The organism is Yersinia sp. 2466 StPb PI (assembly GCF_041538325.1).
GTDB classification, from domain to species: Bacteria; Pseudomonadota; Gammaproteobacteria; order Enterobacterales; family Enterobacteriaceae; genus Yersinia; species Yersinia enterocolitica_E.
The window spans coordinates 770184-796002 of sequence record NZ_JAULSL010000001.1 but is presented as its reverse complement, the minus strand read 5'-3'; the positions used below and the strand labels follow the sequence as shown (position 1 = coordinate 796002).

Below are 25819 nucleotides of genomic sequence, written 5' to 3'. Positions count from 1 at the left end.
GATTATTTATTGGTATGGCTACTGTTACGGCTTGCAGTTGTTGCGCGGTAAGCTTCAATCAGTTCGATAAAGTGATCAAACAATGGCGCTGCATCATGCGGACCTGGGCTGGCCTCTGGGTGCCCCTGGAAGCTAAATGCGGCTTTATCAGTGCGGTGAATCCCTTGCAGAGAACCATCGAATAAAGAAACATGTGTCGTTCGCAGGTTGGATGGCAATGTGGTTTCATCTACCGCAAAACCGTGGTTCTGTGCGGTGATCATCACGCAATCGGCATCTAAATCTTTCACCGGATGGTTGCCACCGTGGTGACCAAACTTCATTTTTACCGTTTTTGCACCACTGGCCAGCGCCAGTAATTGGTGGCCTAAACAGATGCCGAACACCGGAATGTCGGTTTCCAGAAAACGCTTAATGGCCGCGATAGCATAATCACATGGCTCTGGGTCACCTGGGCCGTTGGATAAGAAAATGCCATCTGGGTTCAGCTTCAGCACCTCTTCTGCCGGTGTCTGTGCCGGAACTACCGTCAGGCGACAGCCTCTATCCACCAGCATGCGCAGAATATTGCGCTTCACGCCGTAGTCGTATGCCACCACATGGAATGGCAAATCTTCTGGTGGCGTTGCCGCAGGTAAGTCACCTTCCAGAGTCCAGCTACCTTGCAACCAGTCATAACGCTCTTTCGTGCTCACTTCTTTTGCCAGATCCATCCCCTTCAGGCCCGGGAATACTTTCGCCTTTTCTAGTGCTAAAGTGGCATCAGACAAGTCACCCACAATAATGCAGCCGTTTTGTGCCCCTTTCTCACGCAGCAAACGTGTCAGCTTACGCGTATCGATATCAGCAATCGCAACAATGTTGTGGCGCTTGAGATACTCAGCTAAGCCTTCTTCATTACGGTAGTTGCTGGCAATCAAAGGCAGGTCGCGAATAACAAGACCTTGGGCGTGTACTGCGGAGGATTCTTCGTCGGAAGCATTAGTGCCGACATTGCCGATATGAGGATAAGTAAGAGTAACGATCTGGCGGGAGTAGGAAGGATCAGTGAGGATTTCTTGATAACCGGTCATCGACGTATTGAAGACCACTTCCCCCACTGCCGTACCCTCTGCCCCGATGGCCCGACCGTGAAATTGGGTTCCGTCTTCGAGAACCAATAGCGCTGACTTAATCAAAACATCCTCCAAGGAATAAACAGTCACATTATTTGCATATTAATTCATATCTGGCGATCTAAATCAATGCAAAAACCGCCCCCAAAGCTAATTTTTGGCAAATTGGGCGCATTTTAATGATGAGTGACGCTTTTGTCTAGCCAAAGTGCCATTTTTTCTCTGTTTTTTACCGTTCTCATTAAAATGAGTGGATTATAGCGGTAAAAACACATGCTAACTTAACATAGTAAACGGTTGCGAGGTGTAGTGACTGAGAAATATCGTTCCAGAGCAGTAAAAATCAGAACCAATGACCAAGGAAGGGATTAAAAGATAAAAAAATAGACAAAAACATAGATAAATAAAGGTTATATCAATAATTATTGATGAAATAATTATTTATTAAAACAAATAAAAAAGGACAATAAAATATTGCCCTGTTATCAAACGATTATGATAAAAACAACCACATCACTGGCTGTGCTTTAAACCTTTAAAGTTCATTCAAATTCAATACATCACGCATATCAAACAAGCCATTATCCCGCATTGACACCCAAATAGCCGATTTAACCGCACCATTGGCAAAAGTCATACGGCTGGTCGCTTTGTGTGTGATCTCAACGCGCTCGCCAATATCAGCAAACATAGCCGTATGCTCTCCAACAATATCGCCAGCACGCACGGTTGCGAAACCGATAGTGCCGGGTTTGCGTTCGCCGGTATGACCTTCACGGCTATAAACCGCGCAATCTTTCAGTGAACGCCCTAGTGAGTCAGCAATTGCCTCCCCCATCGCCAGCGCAGTACCTGAAGGTGCGTCAACTTTATGCCGATGATGTGCCTCGATTATTTCGATATCGGTATAGTCGCCCATCACTTTCGCTGCCTTTTCTAGCAGCTTTAGCACCACATTAACCCCAACACTGAAATTGGCAGCGAACACAATAGCAATGTCCGTTGCCGCAGCCCTGATGGCTTCTTTACCTGCATCATCAAAGCCAGTAGTGCCAATTATCATCGCCTTACCATATTGACGACAAATGGCTAAATGCTCCAGCGTGCCTTCAGGCCGGGTAAAATCGATCAACACATCAAAATGATCAACTACGTCAGATAAATCATCACTTACTGTGATGTTTAACAACCCCGCTCCGGCCAGTTCGCCGGCATCGCTCCCCACTAATGTGGATCCGACACGTTCAACAGCAGCCCCCAGCACCACACCTTCAGTGTGAGTAATTGCCTGGATAAGTTGTCGGCCCATACGGCCACCCGCGCCGACAACAGCGATACGAATTGTTGAATCAGTCATACTTCCTCTCATATTGTGTCATCTACCCTGACCAAGGTTCAGATTAGCCGCCCGCTATGGACTCTGCCAGCCTATTTAATCTGTATTAGAAAAAAATGATATACGCATGCTTTTATCAGTGAAACCACTTAATTCCTTACATACCCGTCATACTTCAAGCTGCATGTGCGTTGACTGCGTTCGTTACTCGGCCCACCCTTGGGCCTCGCCTCGTTAAGGCCGCCGCAAGCCGCCTTCCTGCAACTCGAATTATTTAGGGTAAAATACTCGGAAACACTTCATCTGGCATAGTGCGGTTATTTCGCATATTCATGCAGTTATGGTGAAATACACCCATAAAAAAGCAGCCACTGAGGGCTGCTTTTTAACGCTGAAGCACGATATCAATCAGTCGATCTGTTTTACATCGACACGTAATTCTTTAGGTACTTCGAAGACGATACTCTCTTCACGGCCACTAAGTTCGATAGACCCACCAGCACCGAGAGCTTGCAAGCGCGCAATAACTTGCTGTACCAGAATATCGGGAGCAGATGCGCCAGCGGTAACACCGATACACGCAGCCCCCTGTAACCATAACTCTTGTATATCGGCCGCTGAATCAATGAGATAAGCAGGCTTACCCATCCGCTGTGCCAACTCAGCCAACCGATTAGAGTTAGAGGAGTTTTTCGAGCCAACCACTAAGACCACATCGGCATCATTAGCCAGATTGCGCACCGCCTCTTGCCGGTTGGTCGTGGCATAGCAGATATCATCTTTGCGTGGACCGACAATCTTCGGGAAACGCTGGTGTAAGGCATCGATAATTGCAGAGGTATCATCAACCGACAAGGTCGTCTGTGTCATAAAACACAGATTGTTCTCATCTTTAACCTGCAAAGCCCATACATCATCAGGTGATTCAACCAGATACATCCCCCCTTTCGGGTTGCTGTATTGCCCCATGGTACCCTCCACTTCCGGGTGACCGGCGTGGCCTATCAAGATGGCTTCTTTACCCTTGCGGCTAGCACGTGCGACTTCCATATGAACTTTGGTCACCAATGGGCAGGTTGCGTCAAACAGCATAGTAAGCTTGCGCTCACGAGCTTCTGCTCGCACAGCCTGCGACACGCCATGGGCCGAGAAAATCAGAATAGAGCCATCTGGCACTTCTGAAATCTCCTCGATAAAGATAGCACCACGTTCACGCAAGCTATCAACCACATAACGGTTGTGTACCACTTCATGGCGCACATAAATTGGCGCGCCATACATTTCGATCGCGCGTTCAACAATACTGATAGCCCGATCAACTCCGGCACAAAAGCCGCGTGGATTAGCCAGCAATATCTGCATGCATTGCCTCCTGTTGCGGGTCAATCTCCAACACTTCAATTTCAAAGCTAATGGAATGCCCTGCCAACGGGTGATTAAAATCAACAGTAATAGACTCTTCCGCCACTTCCCGCACCACACCTGGCATTTCACTGCCATCACGGGAGGTAAATAGCATAATAGTACCGGCATCTGGCACGCCAGTTTGAGCAAAGTCACGCTGGGTGAAGTACTGAATCAAATCAGGGCTTTCCAAACCAAACGCATCTTCAGGTTGTAAAGTGAAAGCATGCTTATCACCTACTTTCAAACCAATTAACTGCTGCTCAAGTGCATCAGAGAGGCTGTCATCACCTAAACGAAACAGCGCAGGTTTACCGTGAATATGTGTTGATTCCGCCGTTGAACCATCTTCCAGTTTCAGAATGAAGTGCACCAATACGGCGCTTTTGTCTTGTATAACATGGTCTTGTACAAAATGGTCTTGTACTTGATTAGCTGGTACACGCTCGGACATCTCATTCACCTTTATTCATGGCCGTTTTTTCAGCAGGGCTTAAAAAACCCTCAAAGATAACCAACGCAGCACCGATACAGATAGCGGTATCGGCGATGTTAAAGGTTGGGAAATGCCAGTTATTGACGTGGAAATCGATAAAATCGATCACCGCACCATGCACCATGCGATCAAATAAGTTACCTAATGCCCCACCAATAATCAGAGCATAAGCACAATTGAGCAGGCGTTGTTTGGCAGTAGAGCGATACATCAGCACCATTAATACCACTGAAATACCGATAGCTATGCCCGCAAAGAACCAACGCTGCCAGCCACTTTTATCGGCAAGGAAGCTAAAGGCTGCGCCAAAATTCTGTGCGTAGGTCAGGTTAAAAAACGGGATCACCGGCACTGACTCATACAGGGCAAAGTGGGTCATGACCCACTGTTTGCTGCTGAGATCCAAAATAACCACCAATACCGCCAGCCATAACCAGCGCAATCCGGTCGAACAAATAGGTTTACTCATTAGGCGAACTTACGCTCTTCACCGTCTCCGGCAACGTTAGTGACACAGCGGCCGCACAATTCAGCATGTTCCGCTACCAAACCGACATCTTGAGTGTAATGCCAGCAACGCGGGCACTTCTCACCATCAGCCTTATTAAAGGTGATTTTCAGCCCGGCAATCAACTCACTTTGCAGCGCATCATCACCCGCATCAGCATAAGGGGCAACTTTCGCAGCTGAGGTCAACAGCACAAAACGCAATTCATCTTGCAAACTGTTCAATCGCGCAGCCAGTTCAGGTTCGGCGAACAAGGTAACTGCCGCCTCCAATGAACCACCGATACGCTTATCACTACGGGCCTGCTCTAACACCTTGTTGACTTCGCCACGGACTTTTAACAGCTCGGCCCAGAAAGTATCGTTCATACTTTCATCACCCGCCAACCCGAACAGACCGTCATACCACTCTTCGGTGAAGACATACTGTGGACGACTGCCTGGCAGTTGGTTCCAGATCTCATCTGCGGTAAAGGACATAATAGGTGCCATCCAGCGCACCAATGCTTCTGCGATATGGAACAACGCAGTCTGGCAACTGCGGCGGGCAACACTGTCGCCTTTCGCGGTGTACTGGCGGTCTTTAATGATATCCAAATAGAAGGATCCCATTTCAACCGAGCAGAACTGCATCAAGCGCTGCACCACCAAGTGGAAATCGTAACTTTCGTACGCTGCCATGATCTCAGCTTGAGCTGCCTGGGCACGGCCGACTGCCCAGCGGTCCACTACTACCATATCTTCCGGTTTCACCTGATGCAGCGCAGGATCAAACCCATTTAGATTCGCCAGCAAGAAGCGCGCAGTGTTACGGATACGGCGATAAGAGTCAGCAGAGCGTTTCAGGATTTCGTCAGAAACCGCGATCTCACCGGTGTAATCGGTTGATGCCACCCACAGACGCAGAATGTCACCACCCAGTTTGTTCATCACATCTTGCGGGCTGATCGTGTTACCGATGGATTTGGACATTTTGCGCCCTTGCCCATCAACGGTAAAACCATGGGTCAGCACTTGGCGATAAGGCGCTTTGCCTTTCATCGCGGTTGCTATCATCAGTGAAGACATAAACCAGCCACGGTGTTGATCAGAACCCTCCAGGTACATATCCGGGCTATGACCACCAAATTCAGGACGCACGTCAACCACCGACGAATGAGTTGAACCGGAGTCAAACCATACGTCCAAGGTGTCTGGCACTTTGGTGTAATCGGCGGCATCAGCACCGAGGATTTCCGCAGGATCCAGATCCCACCATGCCTGAATACCGTCTTGCTCAACGCGTTTGGCGACTTCTTCCATCAGCTCAGTGCTACGTGGATGTAGTGCTTCAGTCTCTTTGTGCACAAACAGGGACATCGGCACGCCCCAGGTACGCTGACGCGAGATACACCAATCAGGGCGGTTTGCCACCATGGTTTCGATACGCGCCTGACCCCAATCGGGGATCCATTGCACGCCTTTAATCTCTTCCAGCGACTGCTTACGCAGGCCTTTCTGATCCATGCTGATAAACCATTGTGGTGTAGCACGGAAGATAATAGGTGTTTTATGACGCCAGCAGCACGGGTAGCTGTGAACCAGTTTTTCAACTTTCAGCAGTGCGCCTTTTTCACGCAGCAACTCAACAATCACATCGTTGGCTTTAAAGACGAACATGCCATCCAGAGTAGGATACGTCCCCGCCAAATAGCAGCCATTCGGACCAACCGGATTGGCAACTTCCAAACCGTATTTCTGGCCGATAACAAAGTCATCCGGGCCGTGACCAGGTGCAGTGTGAACCGCACCAGTACCGGCATCCAGTGTGACGTGATCGCCTAAAATTGCTGGCACATCAAAGCCCATAAACGGATGATTGAAACGCAGCAGTTCCAAATCAGAACCTTTGCAGCTCCCCAATACCGTCCATTCAGCAATACCTGCGCGCTTCATGACACTTTCAACCAGGTCTTCTGCCAGAATCAGGCATTCGCCATTGACCTGAACAAGTTGGTAAATGTATTCAGCATTCAGTGAAATCGCACGGTTAGCGGGCAAGGTCCACGGAGTTGTCGTCCAGATAACCAGTGAAATCGGGCCGTTAATCGCCGCAACATTAAATTTGGCGGCAACAGCCGCTACATCGACGGCATTAAAGCGCACATCGATAGAAGGTGAGGTTTTATCGTAATATTCAACTTCTGCTTCAGCCAGTGACGAACCGCAATCGGTACACCAATGCACTGGCTTCGCGCCTTTGTGCAGGTGGCCGTTATCAATGATTTTGCTTAATGCACGAATGATATTGGCTTCAGTTTTGAAATCCATCGTCAGATAAGGATGGTCCCAATCGCCCAATACTCCCAGGCGGATGAAGTCTTTCTTCTGGCCTTCAACCTGTTCAGCAGCATATTTACGGCAGGCAGCACGGAACTCTGCGGCACTGACTTTCTCGCCCGGCTTACCAATTAACTGTTCAACTTTTAACTCGATCGGCAAACCATGGCAGTCCCACCCTGGAATATAAGGGGAGTCGTAACCCGCCATTCCTTTCGATTTAACAATAATGTCTTTGAGAATTTTGTTAACAGAGTGACCAATGTGAATGTTGCCGTTCGCATAAGGAGGGCCGTCGTGCAAAATAAAGGTTTTTTTACCTTTCTTGGCCGTACGAATAATCCCGTACAGATCCTGCTCATACCAACGTTTCAGCATGTCAGGTTCACGCTTAGCCAGATCGCCGCGCATCGGGAACCCTGTTTCAGGCAAGTTCAGGGTATTCTTGTAGTCACTCATTAGATTCTCGGTTCCGTTTCGGCTAGAAATATTAAACCGGTGTCTTTAGCCCGAAAAATGTTCGGGCCGTCACCACATCATGGGCGATTTGCTGCTTCAGGGCATCGAGCGAAGCAAAACGCTGTTCGTTGCGCAGTTTCGCGCGGAGCACCACGTCAATATGGCACCCATAAAGATCCATAGTTACATCCAGCAGATGAACCTCTAGTTGCTGGCGAACACCAGCAACGGTAGGCCGGGTACCAATATTGGCAACTCCGGGTAATGGCTTTGGACCCAAGCCATACACATCAACCGCATACACTCCTTTCACCGGAGCGACTAAACGTTTTAATGGCAAATTCGCCGTGGGGAAACCAATCGTACGCCCCAGTTCATCACCATGAACCACTCGGCCGGAAATGCTATAGGGGTGGCCAAGCAACGCCTCAGCCAACACCAAATCGTCATTATAAAGTGCCTGACGAATTGCGGTGCTGCTAATGCGTAACCCACCATCACAAAAGCTATCTGTGCTGATAACATCGAAACCAAATTCAGCACCGGCTTGCTGTAACAGTTGAAAATCCCCCTGACGCTCTGCGCCAAAGCGGAAGTCATCACCAACAGTTAAAAACTTAACACCCAACTTCTCTACCAGCAACTGAGCAACAAAAGCTTGCGCAGTATTAGCTGCAAAACGCGGATCAAATTTTACGCACAACAGATAATCAACGCCGGCCTCAGCCAGATATCTGGCTTTATCCCGCAGGCGCGTTAGCCTTGCTGGTGCTTTGTCCGCTGCAAACAATTCCAGTGGTTGCGGTTCAAATATCATAACCATTACGGACAAACCCAAGCGCTGACCTTCACACTTTAGCTGCTCCAATAAGGCCTGATGTCCACGATGGACACCATCAAAGTTACCGATAGTTAGCACGCAACCATGGTGGCGTGCCCGGATATTATGTATACCGCGAATTAGCTCCATAGCTGGCTCAAAACAGTGGAAATCGCCGGATTATACCTTGTACAGCCGTTAAGGTTAACCCGCGATTGGCACCTTTAACCGAAAGTCATACCATTTTGCCAATATTGTGCAGGTAAAATCCCTTTTACTGACTTTATCCTGTAGAATGCGCACGGAGTTTGAATACAGAAGCAGGCTGAGATTTTTACAAGAACCACCGTCGAATCCCTTCAAGGCAGTGAACTGTGGATTTTTCTTTCGAAAGACTGTATTCCGCAGCGCGAAGCTGGTAAAATCCCGCTCCATCACAACGTAGCAAGTGCCGCCCGTACAAACGGCGCTTATTTGCACAAATCCATTGACAAACGAAGGCTGAAAGGGCATATTCCTTGGCCTTTGAATTGTCCTCAATAGAATATATTTGGGAGTTGGACCTTGGCTAATATCAAATCAGCTAAGAAACGCGCCGTACAGTCTGAGAAACGCCGCAAGCATAACGCTAGCCGTCGCTCAATGGTGCGTACCTTCATTAAGAAGGTGTATGCGGCAATCGCAGCTGGCGATAAAGACACAGCGCAAAAAGCATTTAATGAAATGCAACCAATCGTGGATCGTCAGTCCTGTAAAGGTCTGATCCACAAAAACAAAGCAGCACGTCATAAGTCTAACTTAGTCGCGCAAATCAACGCAATGCAGTAATTGCATTACGTCGACTGCTTAGTAAAAAGACCGGCCCAGGCCGGTTTTTTTATATCTATTTTTTGAATTGCTTATAATTTAGCCTATTCACGGCAAGACCCATTTATAGCCTATAGACTTCAAAACGCAGAAAGTCAGAAAGTCAGAAAGTCAGAAAATCAGCCATCAAATGACAAATTGGTATAAGCCCGATGTAACAGCATTTATGTCAGCCCCTAGGGTGGCACTCATTAATCCCGATAAGCTGACATATTTATCAACGAGTGCAATCAACACAGCTGTAGTTTGCAAGGTAACGTGGCTATTTAGCCACTAAAGAGCGCGGAAAAATCTTTGTTACATACCCGCTGCACTGCCGGATGTTGGATCATACGCTCGGCAAAAATCACATAATATTCTTCCTGCACACTGTCTAAGCGGCCAATTTCGACTATCTGGTCATCTTTAGCGTAGGTATCAGCAGCGTACATTGTCGGTGCAACAAAAATAGCATTGTTATAAATAGCGAAAGCATTCATCAGGGCCGCGTCATCAAACTCACCCAAAATCTCTACCTGTAGCCCTTTACTGTTAATCCAGTTCAGCAATTTGCGCCCAAGCATGGAACGACGGCCCGGTATCAACAAACGCTTTTGCTGCAAACAAGCAGGGAAAGGTAAATCAGGGATGGGCTGACGACAATAAAAACTCACACTGCATTCGCCCAGTTTGACAGAGAACAACCCTTCTTGTTGGCTGGAGTCAACCGGACAATCGGACAGAATCATATCCAGTTTGTGCTGACTCAACTGCTCCAGCAGCATTTCGTGGGTCGATTCAAAACAGCGCAGATGAATCTTTTCGTTCTCAACGACAGCCGTTTCCAGAACCTGGCTCACCAAACGCTTGGATAATGCATCGGCAACACCAACATCGAAAAGTAGATTAGATTCTTTGCGATAATTAACGATATCCAGCATTTCATGGCTAAGCATGAACATTTTATCCGCATAACGAAAGACCAACTGCCCCAACTCTGATGGCACCAAGCCTCGCCCTTGTCGCTTAAATAACTTCCCCCCCAGACGCTCTTCCAACGCTTTAATTTGCCCGGTAATTGTTTGTGGCGTCAGGAATAATGCTTCTGCTGCACCGACGACTGAACCTTCTTTACAGACCTGCCAAAAGTAATAAAGATGATTGAAATTGATATGTGACATTCGCATGTTGTTATCCCCTTAACATATCGGCGAGCCAGATATACCCGTCCTACTTCAAGTTGCATGTGCATTGGCAGCGTTCAAAATGGTTTACAACCAATCTGCCTTTCACTTGCCGGCTTCCTGCAACTCGAATTATTTAGGGTGTATATAACCTCATGCACGACTAAACGTTCCCTGTTCTGACGGTAAGCCTAGAAATCCATCAGGTAGAACACCAGTACCTTTATGAGCGGCACTGGTCATTCAAATATTAATCAGCGAGTTATTTTTCTTGTTGCTGGCAAGGCCATACGCAACAAGCTATAACCCACAATGGCTGCGGTGGTGGAGCCTAATAATATGCCCAACTTAGAATAGGTAAGCAAAGCGAGATCGGCGCCATCAAATGCCAGCGACGCGATAAATATCGACATAGTAAAACCGATACCGCATAGCACCGACACCGCAAAAATCTGCTTAAAGTTTATCGCGTCAGGTAGTTTAGCCACCCCTAACTTAACCGCGAGCCAACTAAAGAGGAAAATCCCCAGTGGCTTACCAATAAACAGACCGCTCGCAATCCCCAGAGGCAATAGCGATGTCAATCCAGCGAGTGAAACGCCTTGCAATGAAACCCCCGCATTGGCAAACGCAAACAGTGGCAAGATCAAATAAGCAACCCATGGGTGCAAACCATGTTCGAGCGATTCTGACGGTGAACGCTTATCTTTAGTGTGCAGCGGTATCATAAAGCCGACAATGACCCCGGCTAAGGTCGCATGCACACCTGATTTGAGGATGCAGACCCACAATACCAATCCCACCAGTAGATAGGCAGAGGTTTTCCCTACCCCACGCCAATTCATGTAAGCCAGTAGCGCAATAGCCGCAGCAGCTATGCCTAAGGCTTGCAGTGAAACCTCGTGGGTATAGAACAACGCAATAATGATGATGACACCCAAGTCATCAATAATGGCCAGTGCCAGTAAAAAGACTTTAAGACTGGTTGGAACCCGATTTCCCAACAGAGCCATCACCCCTAACGCAAAGGCGATATCAGTAGCCGCAGGAATTGCCCAGCCCTGGCGGGTAACCTCATCAGCACCGTTAAATAATAGATAAATCAAAGCCGGTGCCAGCATACCACCTAATGCTGCTATGGCCGGAAAAACCGCTTTATCGCGGCCAGCTAACGAACCTTCCATCAATTCGCGCTTAACCTCCAACCCAATCATCAGGAAGAATATCGCCATTAAACCGTCATTAATCCACAGTAATAGTGGCTTGCTGATATCCAGCGAGGCTATCTTTACCGATACCGGTACATCAAGAAATGATTGGTAAATGCTAAATAGGGGGCTGTTAGCCATAAATAAGGCGACGGTGGCAGCTAAAATTAGAATCAGCCCACCTGCGGCCTCTTGGCGTAAAAATTGACGGATCATGTTTGTCACAATGAATAACTCCTTACATCGGACAGTGAGCCTGTGCTCGGCGAATCAATGCATCAATTTTAAGATAGTCTTCAACTCGAAAAAAGTCGTTTTTATGGCATCAAATGATCGAAAAAACCGAGCTATTAATGATTTACTTCACATATATATTTAGTTGGCGATGAAAAAAATCCCCGACGTTAATCGAGGATTTTTCGTTTTCTTGCACGTTCTTAGCCGATTAACAACTCATTGATCAGCGAGTCAAATCGTCAAAGAATTTCTTAACGCCATCTAAGAAGCTTTTAGATCGGGGACTATTTTTCTCACCCGCAGCACCGACGAAACTCTCTTCCAGTTCGCGCAGTAGCTGTTTCTGTTTTTCGCTCAGATGGACTGGTGTCTCAACCACAACACGACATAACAGGTCACCCTGACTTCCGCCACGCACAGATTTAACACCCTTGCCACGCATGCGGAACAGCTTGCCGGTTTGGGTCTCTGCTGGGACTTTCAGCTTAACCCGGCCATCCAGCGTTGGGACTTCAATCTCGCCGCCTAAGGCTGCCATAGCAAAGTTAATTGGCACTTCACAATACAGGTTATTGCCTTCACGTTCGAAGATTGGGTGCGCTTTAACTTGCACCTGAACATATAAATCACCTGCTGGCGCGCCATGTTCACCCGCTTCACCTTCGCCACTTAAGCGAATGCGGTCACCGGTATCAACACCGGCGGGGATCTTAACCGACAGTGTTTTGGATTTTTCAACACGGCCATGCCCATGGCACTTGTTGCAAGGATCTTTAATGATTTGACCATTCCCCTGACAAGTAGGACATGCCTGCTGGACGGTAAAGAACCCTTGGCGCATATGTACCTGACCTGCACCACGGCAAGTCGAACAAGTGACTGGCGAACTTCCCGGCTTAGCGCCACTACCGTGGCAAACATCACACTCATTCAGCGTTGGGATGCGAATTTCTTTAGTCACGCCGCGTACGGCTTCTTCCAGTGTCAGATCCATGTTGTAGCGTAGATCGGAACCACGGGAAGCACGCTGACGGCGGCCACCACCAAAGATATCACCGAAAACATCACCAAAAATGTCGCTAAAATCAGCACCACCGCCACCACCAAAACCGCCGCCGCCCATGCCACCTTGTTCAAAGGCTGCATGACCATATTGATCATATGCTGCACGTTTTTGTGGGTCAGTCAGAATTTCGTAAGCTTCTTTAACTTCTTTAAAATTTTCACCGGTATCGTTCTCGTCCTGATTACGGTCCGGGTGATACTTTACTGCCAGGCGTTTATAGGCCTTTTTGATTTCACGTTCATCGGCGCCCTTACTGACGCCTAAAACCTCGTAATAATCTCTCTTCGCCATTCTCTTTTTTTCCTACCCTTAACATGCGTGCACGGGCGTAGAGTTTCCTCGACGCCCGTGCTGGTTTCCAGCAACAGTAAGGCCTACCACTGCTGTGCCCGCTTAAGGGCGATTATTTTTTGTCTTTCACTTCTTCGAATTCGGCGTCTACCACGTCGTCTTCTTTCTTGGCACTGGTGTCACCAGCATCGCCGCCTGCGGCTGCTTGCTGCTGCTGAGCCATTTCTAGCAATTTGCCAGAAACCTGCACCAGAGCCTGAGTTTTCGCTTCAATTTCAGCTTTGTCTTCGCCTTTCAGAGCAGCTTCCAGCGCTTTCAAAGCATCTTCGATCGCAGTTTTGTCTTCTGCTGGCAGTTTGTCGCCGGCTTCTTCCAACTGTTTACGGGTGCCGTGAATCAGATGGTCAGCCTGGTTGCGAGTCTGAACCAGTTCTTCAAACTTACGGTCTGCTTCTGCGTTAGCTTCTGCATCACGTACCATTTTCTGGATCTCTTCCTCGTTCAAACCAGAAGATGCCTTGATGGTTATCTTCTGCTCACGACCGGTATTCTTGTCTTTAGCAGACACATGCAGAATACCATCGGCGTCGATATCGAAAGTCACTTCGATTTGCGCCATACCGCGAGGAGCAGACTGGATACCGTCCAAATTGAACTGACCCAGAGACTTGTTATCCTGAGCACGTTTACGCTCCCCCTGAAGCACATGGATGGTTACCGCAGACTGGTTGTCTTCTGCAGTAGAGAACACCTGGCTGTGCTTAGTTGGGATAGTGGTGTTTTTAGTGATAAGTGGGGTCATCACACCACCCATGGTTTCAATACCCAGTGACAGTGGGGTAACGTCCAATAACAGAACGTCTTTCACTTCACCAGACAGAACACCACCCTGCACTGCCGCACCAATGGCTACAGCTTCATCTGGGTTAACGTCTTTGCGTGGTTCTTTACCGAAGAAATCAGCAACTTTCTTCTGAACCATTGGCATACGAGTCTGACCACCAACCAAGATAACGTCCTGGATATCGGAAACAGACAGGCCAGCATCTTGTAAAGCCACTTTCAGTGGTTCAATAGAACGATTAACCAAATCTTCTACCAGTGACTCCAATTTAGCGCGGGTCACTTTGATGTTCATGTGTTTTGGACCGCTGCCATCAGCCGTGATATACGGCAGGTTAACGTCGGTCTGTTGAGCTGAAGACAGCTCGATTTTTGCTTTTTCAGCGGCTTCTTTCAGGCGCTGCATTGCCAGTGGATCGGTACGCAGATCCATACCCTGGTCTTTCTTGAATTCGTCAACCAGATAGTTGATCAGACGGCTATCAAAGTCTTCACCACCCAAGTGAGTATCACCATTGGTTGCCAGAACTTCGAAGGTTTTTTCACCGTCAACTTCGTCGATTTCGATGATAGAGATATCGAAAGTACCACCACCGAGGTCATAAACCGCGATAGTACGGTTGCCGACTTCTTTGTCCAAACCGTAGGCCAGTGCCGCTGCGGTTGGTTCGTTGATGATACGTTTTACTTCCAGACCGGCGATACGGCCAGCATCTTTCGTTGCCTGACGCTGAGCATCGTTGAAGTAAGCCGGTACAGTGATAACCGCTTCAGTTACTGGTTCACCCAGAAAATCTTCCGCTGTTTTCTTCATTTTCTTCAGAACTTCAGCAGAAATCTGTGGTGGTGCAACTTTCTGGCCTTTTACTTCAACCCAAGCATCACCATTGTCGGCTGCCACGATTTTGTACGGCATGATATCTTTATCACGCTGCGCTTCTTCATCCTGGAAACGACGGCCAATCAAACGTTTGATGGCAAACAGTGTGTTTTGTGGGTTAGTAATAGCCTGACGTTTAGCCGGTTGACCAACCAGAATCTCACCATCTTGGGTATAAGCGATGATAGAAGGCGTAGTACGGTCGCCTTCGCTGTTTTCCAGCACACGAGCTTTAGTGCCATCCATAATTGCTACACAAGAGTTGGTAGTACCCAAGTCGATACCAATAATTTTACCCATCTAAAACGCCTCCACTAAAAAGTCATATTCGGTCAAGTTACTAATCTATATGTGGGCGGATTGTTTGTTTTCAACTGCCCGTATTTTGTTAATCAATGTTTTCATGCCCAATATTTTACTGATGCATGTGTCCGCTGATCCACGATTAGTCCCTGCGGTTGGGAATAAGATGGGGCCACGAAACGCAGCATCAAGGGGGGAGATGAAAAAAAATTACTTTTTATCACCCTCGAGATCATTGTTTCCAACCGCGTGGATCATTATGATGCGGCGCGCACTGAGGGAATCGACGACTTTTTGGTCATTCAGGCGTTTGATACTTATTCGGATAACTATCCATTTTTTAGCATTCTGTTAATTGCAGAGGACTTATGAACACCACCAAGTTGGCAAATCCTGGCCCGTTAGGCCTGATGGGTTTTGGGATGACAACCGTCTTGCTCAACCTACACAATGCAGGTTTCTTCCCCCTGACCTCTGTTATTTTGAGTATGGGGATTTTTTACGGCGGTCTGGCACAAATTCTGGCGGGTATGCTGGAATATAAGAAGGGTAATACTTTCGCGGCCACTGCATTTACCTCCTATGGCGCATTTTGGCTGAGCCTGGTCGGTTTGCTGATGTTACCTAAGATGGGTATGGCTGACGCAACTGATGCACAATTCCTCGGCGTTTATTTAGGTTTATGGGGCATCTTCACACTGTTTATGTTCTTCGGGACTTTGCCCGCTAACCGTGCTTTGCAGTTTGTTTTCGGTAGCCTGACGCTGCTGTTTGCGCTGCTGGCCGTCGGTAACTTCACCGGCAACCATTCACTGCTGGTGTTCGCCGGTTTCGAAGGCATCATTTGTGGTGCAAGTGCAATTTACCTGGCAATGGCAGAAGTATTGAACGAACAATATGGCCGTACCGTATTGCCTATTGGTGAACCAAGCCCAACTTTACAAGCGCAACATGTAGTTTAATTAGGAAATTTAGATTTAAAGCCCCCTGGAGCATTCATGTTTCAGGGGCTTTTTTATGTTTACTTATTACGTCTAAAAAAATGGATTACTTGATTAAAATTAGCATTACAAAATAATTAAATAGAAGAATTAAAATAGATAGAGTAAAGAAAAAACAAATCATATAACATCAAGATGAGGTAAGTAACATGAAACATTCAAGTTAATAGACTTAAGGGCTAGCCTATGAGAATAGTCACAAAACTATTGATAAACGCTATATTAATAATATCAGAATCAGTCTATTCAAGTGAGGGGAAAGTCTGTTTTTATGAGCTAGCAGATTTTAGTGGGGAATCATTTTGCTCAGCAGAGAATGAATCAATGTCTGCTTATAATGATGCATTCAATAATAAAATAGAATCAATTTCGGTCCCGCTGGGCATGATTGTAACCCTTTATGATGATATTGATCTTTCTGGTAAAAAAATAACATTAAAGAATGATATTAATCTACGGCAACTAAAATCATCAGGGTTTTATAAAAGAATAAAATCATATCAAATAGCACCGGCAATCTGTTTTTATACAGAAGATCAGTTTCAGGGTGACACTACTTGTTTAGCATCCAATCAACAAATAGATTTTTATCACGATACAGAAAACATCCTTGAGTCGGACAGAGAAGTACTACCTATTCATAATGATAGTATTCAATCCATAACCATACCCCAAGGAATGATAGCAACAATCTACAAGAATGATAATTTCAATGCTCCTTTTTTTAAGTTAACAGAAAGCATTACTGATAATAGTTTAAAAGCACTGGAAATGAGTAATGCAATTACTAGCATCAAGGTAGCAGAAATAAAAGGCCTTAATTGTGATCAACAATGTGTCATTATAAATAGTTATACCATAAAAATCGCTAGTGTATTTAAAAAATACTGGAATGATGAACGTTTGAAGAATAAGCAAATTTTATTGGTTTTTAATACTATGAATTTAGGCGAAGGTGATAATTATGTTCTATCGCTATTTAACGGCGCTAACATTAACATTAATAATAGTAGAATTGAATTCTACAACAAAAAAATGAACACTAAGTTTTATTTTGAACATTATAAACGCAGCGACAACCTATCTTTTATTATACAAATGAAAAAAGATATTGTACAAGTACAATATATTCAAACATTGCGAAATAATTTAGTAAATATATCCCCAATAATTTTATTTGATTGGGATAATGGCATTAGTGCAACTCCAGAGATAGTAATAACCAACTACAATAAAGATAAACCTTTAGTTATCGCAAAAACCATACTTACCGCAGATACAGGAGATAAAGATTGGGAAAAAAGAGATTTAGTACAAACAAGTAAAATACTCTGTGCTTTTACTCCTTTTTTAAATATTTATAATTATATTGTTCGAGGTAAATGCCAACAATTGAATAGCATTGTATTCAGTGCAGATGATTTTTTTAACCATAATACAAAAGGAAAAACATTACATATTGCCGGAAACAGTCCCCCACTAAAACCAAAGTCCGCCAAAGAAGAAGAGTTACAGATGCCTGATGATGTCGATAACTACATGACATTAACTTATATGGATAACAGCCAACGTAGACAATCTCTCAGTCTCCCAGCGGTAGCCAAAGCCTGCATGGTTTCGTTCCACTCGTTACTTAACTCTCGTCCAATACGTCAAATAAGGCCCCATTGTATTGATTGGACATTGGAAATTATGACTGACTTTACCTTGTTGTTTGGTAATAGCTTAGCAACCTGGAATACTGCATTTTTTGGCCAAATAGTAGATTCAATAATAAGAACAGGAAGTACCGGCGTCACCGTCGAACATGCAGCAGTAGAAAATAGGTTCATCCATGCTATAACAGAAAAAATAACCGATAGAACCACTAATAATGCCTTTGCCGATATTAAAACCGCTTTTGATTATGCTCAGCTTAGTTATATATCTTACAGTTCTGTTTCTTCATCTAATGAATCACCATCACAGGTGGAGCTCTTACCATTAGGCATTTATGAGTTGTTATTAGAGACTTTCGTCTTTAGACCGACGACTCCAATAATCATTTCACAAGGTGAACCCGTCGAGCAAACTGAATTGGAATTCGAAATAGAAGTGCTCCCAACACCAACCCCCGAGGAGGAGGAAAAACTTTCAGGTGTAGCAGTGAGTAATGCCCAAGCGATGCGGAAAAAGCTGAAAGAAACCATTACTCACTGGGAGCAGCAGTATGACCGAAGTTACCCCGACCTCGCTGCCAGTGCAGATGCAGCTACAGATGAAATGAATGATGCCCGCATAAAACTGCTTCGTGCAGGAAATATTGTGACGGGTATTATCAATCGAAGGCTCACTCTTCATCGCCCCAGTGAAATATATGTAATTGTTAAACTGCAGGGAAGAGTTATCGCGATAGTACTTGCTGACCGTTTTAATAACCTGGATGAAGTTGAACTGGTCGCATCTGCAACCCTGCCAGACTATGTCTTATTTCCCGGCCGAGAAGGAACCGTAAGAGGTGCTGGTACAGCGGCAGTCAGAGAACTGAGCCGATATTTACAACAACAGGGTGCTCGTACATTGTACTCTGAAGTCATTTCTCAACCTTCTGCTCGCGTCAAACAGAAGGTCGGCTTTAATTTTAAGAATGAATTTTAAACTATATGGGTCAAAAAATAGCCCATAAATTGTATGGGCTATTTTTGAAGATGAGATCTATTTACCCGCTCTCTTACTCAACCAAAACCTTCTTTGGCAGATGCACTTTCACATCGCTATTAATATCATTACGCAGATAAATCCCCAGCAACAATCCTACCAGCGATAACAACAGCATGTAATAGGCCGGGGCCATCGGTGTCATTTTCATTAATAGGGTCACCACAATCGGTGTCAGACCACCAAAAATGGCATAGGCCACATTGTAAGAGAAGGATATCCCGGTAAAACGGACCTCTGCTGGGAATGCACGGACCATCACATAAGGTACCGCACCGACAATGCCGACACAAAATCCAGCCATCATATAATGCGTAATGAGTTGAGTTGGATCAGTTAAATTAGTGTGGTAGAACGACCATGTCGATGCCGCCAACATCAGGCTGCCAACGATAAAGGTTTTACTGGCACCAAAGCGGTCAATGACCAGCCCGGCAATCACGCAGCCACACACCAGTGCGACAATCGCCAAACTATTGGCCTGCAATGCCAGCGCGGGCAGTACACCGAACTGCTTTTGTAAATACGTCGGGGTCATCAGGATAACCACCACGATCCCGGCAGAGAGCAACCAGGTCAACAGCATGGAAACAAACACTTCTTTCTTATGGTTAACCACGACAGATTTCAGTGGCAACTCATCAGCTAAAGTTTTACGTGCCTGCATCTCTTTAAAAATAGGTGTTTCTTGCAACCAACGGCGCAGATACATCGCGAACAGACCAAAAATCCCCCCCAGGAAGAATGGCACGCGCCAGCCACCGTCTAAGATGGCTTGATGACTTAAGGCGGTATTCATAGCAGTAGCCACCAGCGACCCCAGCAAGATCCCCGCAGTCAGGCCCGCCGTTAACGTACCGCAGGCAATCCCAATGCGCCGACGCGGTACATGTTCAGCCACGAAAACCCATGCTCCGGGGACTTCACCGCCAATTGCCGCACCTTGTAACACACGCATCAAGAGCAGCAGTAATGGGGCCGCGATACCAATCGAAGCATAAGTCGGCAACATACCGATCGCCAGTGTAGGTAAAGCCATTAACAGAATACTGAGAGTAAACATTTTCTTACGGCCAACCAGGTCGCCAAAATGCGCCATGATGATACCGCCCAGTGGGCGGGCCAGATAACCGGCCGCAAAAATACCGAATGTCTGCACCTGGCGCAGCCACTCAGGCATATCTACCGGGAAGAAAAGATCGCCGATAACCGCAGCAAAGAAGACGAAAATAATGAAGTCATAAAATTCCAAAGCGCCCCCTAATGCAGCCAGAGTGAGCGTTTTATAATCTTGCTTATTCAATCGACGGTTAGGATTATGCTCTTGAGCAACATGAGGTTGCGATAAGTCGACTTGAGATGAATTGTGTTCTTGAGACATATGACACCGTAATAAACCAGAGTTGGGGAAGAAAAATATTTTCAGCTTTTTGTAAAGTTAATAGGACTATACCGTACAAAATTCCCCACACGGTTAGAATGGTGCCTTATGTTGTAAAAAATTTTAATTTAGTTTTTTATATCGATAATGGCATTCTTCGGGCGAAAAGCCGCTACCACTTCAGCATTGGTCTCTATATAAGGCCCGTCCAGTAGTTGAATGCAATAAGGCACACTGGCAAAGATACCGGGGACGACCACTTTCGATTCAGCATCTTTAACCCCTTCAAGGGTTTCTTTGATAGATTTAGGTTGCCCCGGTAAGTTGATAATCAATGCTTGCTTACGGATAACCCCTACCTGACGGGATAAAATAGCAGTGGGAACGAAATGTAAGCTAATTTGGCGCATTTGTTCGCCAAAACCAGGCATCTGCCGATCCGCGATTGCCAGCGTGGCATCAGGGGTAACATCACGTCTTGCCGGGCCGGTACCGCCAGTGGTCAGCACCAAGTGGCAGCCCATTTCATCGACTAACTCACACAATGTCTGCTCAATCAGAGTTTGCTCATCGGGGATAAGGCGAGTTTCTATTTCAAAAGGGGTGGTTAACGCACTTGCCAGCCACTCTTCCAGCGCCGGAATGCCTTTATCTTGATATACCCCACTCGACGCCCGATCAGAGACGGAGACTAAACCTATACGTAATGTATTCATGCGACTACCTCGACGAAATGCCTGTTATCCAGGGCGAATAATAGCATATCCAACGTAATTAGCGTGGGGGTAGGCGCGCAAACCTGCCTGGTTAACGGGCAATAAAAAAGGCGGCTTACGCCACCTTTTATCTGACACACAACTCGAATTACAGCAGGTCAGAGATCATTTTCTCAAGCTTGCCTTGGTCGATAGCAAACTTACGGATACCGTCAGCCAGTTTATCGATAGCCATTGGATCCTGATTATGCTGCCAGTAGAACTCAGCTTCAGTCAGTGGTGCAGGCTTCGCCTGAACGTCACCGGTATAAGCGAGTTTACGCTCGATCGGGCCTTCGCTTTCTGCCAGTTCTTTCAGCAGAGAAGGTGCGATAGTCAGGCGATCACAACCCGCCAGCTCAATGATTTCGCCCAGATTACGGAAGCTTGCGCCCATCACCACAGTGCTATAACCGTGTTTTTTGTAATACTGATAAATCTCGGTTACTGAAACGACACCTGGATCTTCGTGTGGCGCGAACTCTTTTTTGTCGCCATTGGCTTTGTACCAGTCAAGAATACGGCCAACAAACGGTGAAATCAGGAACACACCCGCTTCAGCACAAGCACGCGCCTGAGCGAAGGAGAACAGCAGAGTCAGGTTACAGTTAATGCCTTCTTTTTCCAGTTGTTCCGCAGCACGGATACCCTGCCAGGTCGAGGCCAGTTTGATCAGAATACGATCATTGCTGATGCCAGCTTCGTTATACAGTTTAATCAGGCGCTTGGCTTTTGCCACGCTGGCAACGGTGTCATAGGAAAGACGAGCATCAACTTCGGTAGAAATGCGCCCTGGGATCAGTTTCAGAATTTCCAAACCGATATTCACAGCCAATTTGTCAGTGGCATCAACAATCTGCTGAGCATGGTCACTGCTTTGCTCGCGTGCCCAAGCAATGGCTTCATCGATCAGTTTGCGATATTCAGGAATTTGAGCCGCATTCAGGATAAGTGATGGGTTAGTGGTTGCATCTTGCGGCTGGTACAGCTTCATTGCCGCGATATCCCCGGTATCTGCTACTACAGTGGTAATTTGACGTAGGGAAGTAAGTTTATCGGTCATGTTGTCGTTTCTCGTCGTTTGTGCATGAACTTTTGGCATGTCAAAACTGTTCATTTCCTAAAGAACGCATGTTCTCAAGAATCTGTTTTCTCAAGCTGCTTTCTGCTCTTTCGAAATGTTAGCCATTTCGCAATAGTGGCTATCTGGACGCACTGCCTTGTCTTGATAATAACATGCGTAAGCCTTGGTGCAAGGCAGTTAAACTGATTAAAAAAAGCGCAAAGACACGCTTTTTGCTTAGCAACCGTTTTCGCCGTGCAAAACAGCCAGAAACCGGTTGGTTAATAGCAATTTCGTCCATTCTTATCGTGCTGAGACGATTTAGCCAAGCTCTATCATCGCTGACAACCCTACAACGTCATGTCCGATGGGGATACCTATCTTAGCAATCGCCCAATCTTTTTTTTGCTGACGTGCGCTTTTTGCTACAGTGTCTCATCTGGATTAACAGGATATCGTTATGCTTATTATTATCTCTCCGGCTAAAACCCTTGATTATCAAAGTCCATTAGCGACCAAGAAGTTTACTCAGCCTGAAATGTTGGATAAGTCACAAGCGCTTATTGAGATTTGTCGTGAGCTGACGCCAGCCCAAATCAGCAGTCTGATGGGGATTAGCGACAAGCTGGCCGGTTTAAATGCTGCCCGCTTTAGCGACTGGCAGCCTGATTTTACCCCGGACAATGCACGTCAGGCGATTTTGGCTTTTAAAGGTGATGTCTATACCGGCATGCAAGCACAGAATTTCAGCGCCGCCGATTTTGATTTTGCGCAAAAGCATTTGCGTATGCTTTCTGGCTTGTACGGCCTGTTACGCCCGCTGGATTTAATGCAACCTTACCGCCTGGAGATGGGGATTAAGTTGGCTAATCCCCACGGCAAAGATCTCTATTCGTTCTGGGGTGACCAGATAACTGAAAAACTGAATCAGGCATTGACGCAGCAAGGTGATAATGTGCTGATTAATCTGGCTTCTGATGAATATTTTAAAGCTGTTAAACCGGCCAGCCTGGCAGGTTCACTGATTAAACCGGTATTTTTAGATGAGAAAAACGGTAAATACAAAATCATCAGTTTCTATGCCAAGAAAGCCCGTGGCCTGATGAGCCGCTTTATCATCCAGAATAAGTTAACCAAACCAGAACAACTGGTTGATTTCAATCTGGAAGGCTATGAGTTTGATACCGGGCTGTCGGCAAAAAATGAACTGGTGTTTAAGCGCGCTGAGCAGTTTTAACAACGTCAAGTAGAAAAAGCATTACCCTAAGTAATTGGTGTTGCAGCTAGGCAGCAAACGGGCACATCCCGAATCACTTACTCAAGTAAGTGATTCGGGTGAGTGACAGCGGCTAACAACGCTGCAACACCAAGTAAGACGGGTAATTATTTTGGCAAAGCCATCAAGAAAGCCCGCAATTGCGCAAAATCGGCTGGTAAATCATGGGATAACAAAGGCAGTTGCGCCCGAACAGCCAGTGGTTTCGGCAACGGAAGTTCCTGGCCGAGGATCTCTTCCACGCTCTCTTTGAATTTCGCCGGATGAGCGGTACCGATGAACAACCCAAACTCGCCGTCCTGCAACTGATCACGCAAAACACGATACGCAATCGCCGCATGAGGTTCAGAGATATAACCCAGCTCCGCCAGCTCACGCATGGTCTCTTTGGTCACTTCATCACTCACCGCACCGTGGCCTAAATCCTTCAACTGCCAGATTTTACGGCGATATAACTCTTCAACACGTGGCCAGTTGTTCGGCTGGCTGACATCCATTGCATTCGAGAGTGTCGCAACAGTAGGTTTTGGCTGCCACTGGCCGTTAACCAAGAAGCGCGGCACTGTGTCGTTGGCGTTGGTGGCAGCAATAAAGCGCTTAACTGGCAAACCTAATGACTTCGCTAACAGCCCGGCGGTCAAATCACCAAAGTTACCACTGGGTACCGAGATAACCAGTTGATTACGTGCTTCTTGTGGCAACTGGGCTACCGCTTCAAAGTAATAGCAGATTTGTGCCAATAAGCGGCTGATGTTGATCGAGTTGGCGGAGTTAAGGCTCAGTTCCTGCTTCAGCTCTTCATCATCAAAGGCCTGTTTCACCAAGGCCTGGCAGGCATCAAAATCGCCCTCAATTGCCACGGTGTGGATATTGCCACCTAATGTACAGAACAGTTTTTCCTGCAATGGGCTGATTTTGCCACGTGGGTAGAGAATAACCACCCGCACGTTTTTCAGGCCATAGAATGCATGTGCTACCGCCGCCCCAGTGTCACCGGAAGTCGCCGTTAAGATTGTCACCGGCTGGTCACCCGCCACTTCAGCCAACATTTGCGCCATAAAACGCGCGCCGAAATCTTTAAACGCGAGTGTCGGGCCGTGGAACAGCTCCAGTGCGGCGATATCATTCTCAACCTGAGCCACGGGTGCTGGGAATTCAAATGCGGCCTGAACGCGTTTGGTTAAGGTTTCAGGGGCAATCTCACTGCCAATAAAAGCAGACAGAATACGGCTACTGCGGGTAACAAAATCCAGATCCAGCAGTTTATCAATTTCTGTCAGTTCAAATTCTGGCAATTCCAGTGGGAAGAACAACCCCTGATGCTTACCCAGGCCTTGTTTGATCGCTTGCGCGAAGCTGACCTGCTCGTTGTGATCTTTAAGGTTATACAGTTTCATGCGTTATCCCAGTAGTCGTGCGCCTGCGGTATCCAGACGGCAAATATGAACAAAACCTTCGTCGTTTTGCAGGTAATGATTTTGTAGCCATCCCGCCATGCGTTGTGCGGTTTCATGATCATTGCAGACAGCAAATAGCGTCGGGCCAGAGCCGGAAATACCACAAGCCAATGCACCAATATCATGGGCGGCTTGGCGGGCGGCAGCAAAGCCCGGCAACAGTTGGGTGCGGTAAGGTTCGGCGATAACATCTTTCATCATCTTAGCGGCCAAATCAGGTTGCTGAGTGTGACAAGCGTGAATGAATCCAGCCAAATTACGACCATGAGCGATACAATCCTGACGGCGATATTGCGCCGGTAAAATGGCGCGCGCTTCAGCGGTCGAGACCTTAATACCCGGATACGCCATGACCCACAGCCAATCATCAAAGCCGGGAACATTCTGGCTGATGTAACCTTCCTGTTCGAGGATCAACTGCATGCCACCCAGATAGCAAGGTGCAACATTATCATAATGCACACTGCCGGAAACACGCCCTTCCAACTCCCCCATCAGGCCGAGTAACGTGACTTTATCCAATGGCTTGCCACAGAACTCGTTCATCGCCATTAACCCGGCAACCACCGAACAAGCACTGGAACCTAGCCCAGAACCAATCGGCATATTCTTTTCCAGCACCATCGCCACCGGGATCTGTTTGCCCATTTCCTGACAAAAACGCTCCCAGCATTGATAAACAATATTCTCTTTCGGGTCATCAGGCAGTTTGCTGACAAAGCGGCCTTCATTGCGCAGACTGAAACGGTCTGCCGCCGTCACGCTGACACAATCGCCGAGTAAGGTGCCATCTAGCGGCGAAACCGCCGCACCCAACACATCAAATCCAACGCTGACATTGCCAATCGATGCCGGAGCATAGATCTTAACCATAT

At 46.8% G+C, this 25819-nt stretch carries 20 protein-coding genes; 4 read left to right on the top strand and 16 right to left on the bottom strand.

The genetic code is table 11. From position 1 onward, the window contains the following. Positions 1–2 precede the first annotated feature (2 nt). The 7 genes from carA to ribF form a co-directional block, all read right to left on the bottom strand. Positions 3–1178, bottom strand: a complete 1176-nt coding sequence (gene carA / locus Q2T72_RS03600; RefSeq protein ID WP_372568656.1) for a glutamine-hydrolyzing carbamoyl-phosphate synthase small subunit — start codon at positions 1176–1178, stop codon at positions 3–5. Between the two features lie 472 nt (positions 1179–1650). Continuing rightward, on the bottom strand, positions 1651–2472 hold the full coding sequence (gene dapB / locus Q2T72_RS03595) for a 4-hydroxy-tetrahydrodipicolinate reductase (RefSeq protein WP_083160604.1): 822 nt from the start codon (positions 2470–2472) through the stop codon (positions 1651–1653). 387 nt (positions 2473–2859) lie between these two features. Beyond that, positions 2860–3813: a 4-hydroxy-3-methylbut-2-enyl diphosphate reductase gene (ispH, locus tag Q2T72_RS03590; protein ID WP_372557977.1), complete on the bottom strand. Its 954-nt coding sequence runs from the start codon at positions 3811–3813 to the stop codon at positions 2860–2862. Then, positions 3794–4309, bottom strand: a complete 516-nt coding sequence (fkpB, locus tag Q2T72_RS03585; protein WP_193784729.1) for an FKBP-type peptidyl-prolyl cis-trans isomerase — start codon at positions 4307–4309, stop codon at positions 3794–3796. The genes ispH and fkpB overlap by 20 nt, the downstream gene beginning before the upstream one ends. 1 nt (position 4310) lies before the next feature. Next, positions 4311–4820, bottom strand: a complete 510-nt coding sequence (gene lspA, locus Q2T72_RS03580) for a signal peptidase II (protein WP_083160608.1) — start codon at positions 4818–4820, stop codon at positions 4311–4313. After that, a complete protein-coding gene (ileS, locus tag Q2T72_RS03575) occupies positions 4820–7636 on the bottom strand; it encodes an isoleucine--tRNA ligase (protein ID WP_372568655.1) in 2817 nt (938 codons plus the stop codon). The genes lspA and ileS overlap by 1 nt, the downstream gene beginning before the upstream one ends. Positions 7637–7667: 31 nt before the next feature. Further along, positions 7668–8606, bottom strand: a complete 939-nt coding sequence (gene ribF, locus Q2T72_RS03570; RefSeq protein ID WP_372568654.1) for a bifunctional riboflavin kinase/FAD synthetase — start codon at positions 8604–8606, stop codon at positions 7668–7670. A 414-nt stretch (positions 8607–9020) separates the two neighbouring features. On the opposite strand from ribF, the gene rpsT reads away from it, so the two are divergent. Continuing rightward, a complete protein-coding gene (gene rpsT / locus Q2T72_RS03565; RefSeq protein ID WP_050086134.1) occupies positions 9021–9284 on the top strand; it encodes a 30S ribosomal protein S20 in 264 nt (87 codons plus the stop codon). A 305-nt stretch (positions 9285–9589) separates the two neighbouring features. Here the strand turns inward: rpsT and nhaR are convergent, their stop codons facing one another. The 4 genes from nhaR to dnaK all read right to left on the bottom strand — a co-directional run bounded on the left by nhaR (position 9590) and on the right by dnaK (position 15311). After that, complete coding sequence (gene nhaR / locus Q2T72_RS03560) at positions 9590–10489, bottom strand: transcriptional activator NhaR (RefSeq protein WP_083160614.1); 900 nt, start codon at positions 10487–10489, stop codon at positions 9590–9592. 251 nt (positions 10490–10740) lie between these two features. Beyond that, positions 10741–11919, bottom strand: coding sequence for a Na+/H+ antiporter NhaA (gene nhaA, locus Q2T72_RS03555; protein ID WP_083160617.1), 1179 nt, complete (start codon positions 11917–11919; stop codon positions 10741–10743). Positions 11920–12154: 235 nt separating this feature from the next. Further along, the gene (dnaJ, locus tag Q2T72_RS03550) at positions 12155–13288 is read right to left on the bottom strand and encodes a molecular chaperone DnaJ (RefSeq protein WP_083160619.1); all 1134 of its coding nucleotides are present in this window, start codon (positions 13286–13288) and stop codon (positions 12155–12157) included. Between the two features lie 112 nt (positions 13289–13400). Beyond that, a complete protein-coding gene (gene dnaK / locus Q2T72_RS03545; RefSeq protein ID WP_083160621.1) occupies positions 13401–15311 on the bottom strand; it encodes a molecular chaperone DnaK in 1911 nt (636 codons plus the stop codon). A 371-nt stretch (positions 15312–15682) separates the two neighbouring features. Between dnaK and satP the strand changes: the two genes are divergently transcribed. Continuing rightward, positions 15683–16276 (top strand): acetate uptake transporter, encoded by a 594-nt coding sequence (satP, locus tag Q2T72_RS03540; RefSeq protein ID WP_083160623.1) that lies wholly within the window; start codon positions 15683–15685, stop codon positions 16274–16276. A 225-nt stretch (positions 16277–16501) separates the two neighbouring features. Next, the gene (locus tag Q2T72_RS03535) at positions 16502–18952 is read left to right on the top strand and encodes a peptidase inhibitor family I36 protein (protein WP_372568653.1); all 2451 of its coding nucleotides are present in this window, start codon (positions 16502–16504) and stop codon (positions 18950–18952) included. Between the two features lie 73 nt (positions 18953–19025). Here the strand turns inward: Q2T72_RS03535 and Q2T72_RS03530 are convergent, their stop codons facing one another. The 3 genes from Q2T72_RS03530 to tal form a co-directional block, all read right to left on the bottom strand. After that, on the bottom strand, positions 19026–20393 hold the full coding sequence (locus Q2T72_RS03530; RefSeq protein WP_083160627.1) for an MFS transporter: 1368 nt from the start codon (positions 20391–20393) through the stop codon (positions 19026–19028). Between the two features lie 128 nt (positions 20394–20521). Beyond that, a complete protein-coding gene (mog, locus tag Q2T72_RS03525; protein ID WP_083160629.1) occupies positions 20522–21109 on the bottom strand; it encodes a molybdopterin adenylyltransferase in 588 nt (195 codons plus the stop codon). A gap of 148 nt (positions 21110–21257) precedes the next feature. Then, complete coding sequence (gene tal / locus Q2T72_RS03520) at positions 21258–22211, bottom strand: transaldolase (RefSeq protein ID WP_083160631.1); 954 nt, start codon at positions 22209–22211, stop codon at positions 21258–21260. 460 nt (positions 22212–22671) lie between these two features. Here tal and yaaA point away from each other — a divergent pair, with 460 nt between their 5' ends. Continuing rightward, a complete protein-coding gene (gene yaaA, locus Q2T72_RS03515) occupies positions 22672–23448 on the top strand; it encodes a peroxide stress protein YaaA (RefSeq protein ID WP_372568652.1) in 777 nt (258 codons plus the stop codon). Between the two features lie 146 nt (positions 23449–23594). Here yaaA and thrC read toward each other — a convergent pair whose 3' ends face one another. Both thrC and thrB read right to left on the bottom strand, forming a co-directional pair. Further along, on the bottom strand, positions 23595–24884 hold the full coding sequence (gene thrC / locus Q2T72_RS03510) for a threonine synthase (protein WP_083160635.1): 1290 nt from the start codon (positions 24882–24884) through the stop codon (positions 23595–23597). A 3-nt stretch (positions 24885–24887) separates the two neighbouring features. Further along, positions 24888–25817 carry a homoserine kinase gene (thrB, locus tag Q2T72_RS03505; protein WP_372557966.1) on the bottom strand — a complete coding sequence of 310 codons (930 nt, stop codon included), beginning with the start codon at positions 25815–25817 and terminating at the stop codon, positions 24888–24890. Positions 25818–25819 lie beyond the last annotated feature (2 nt).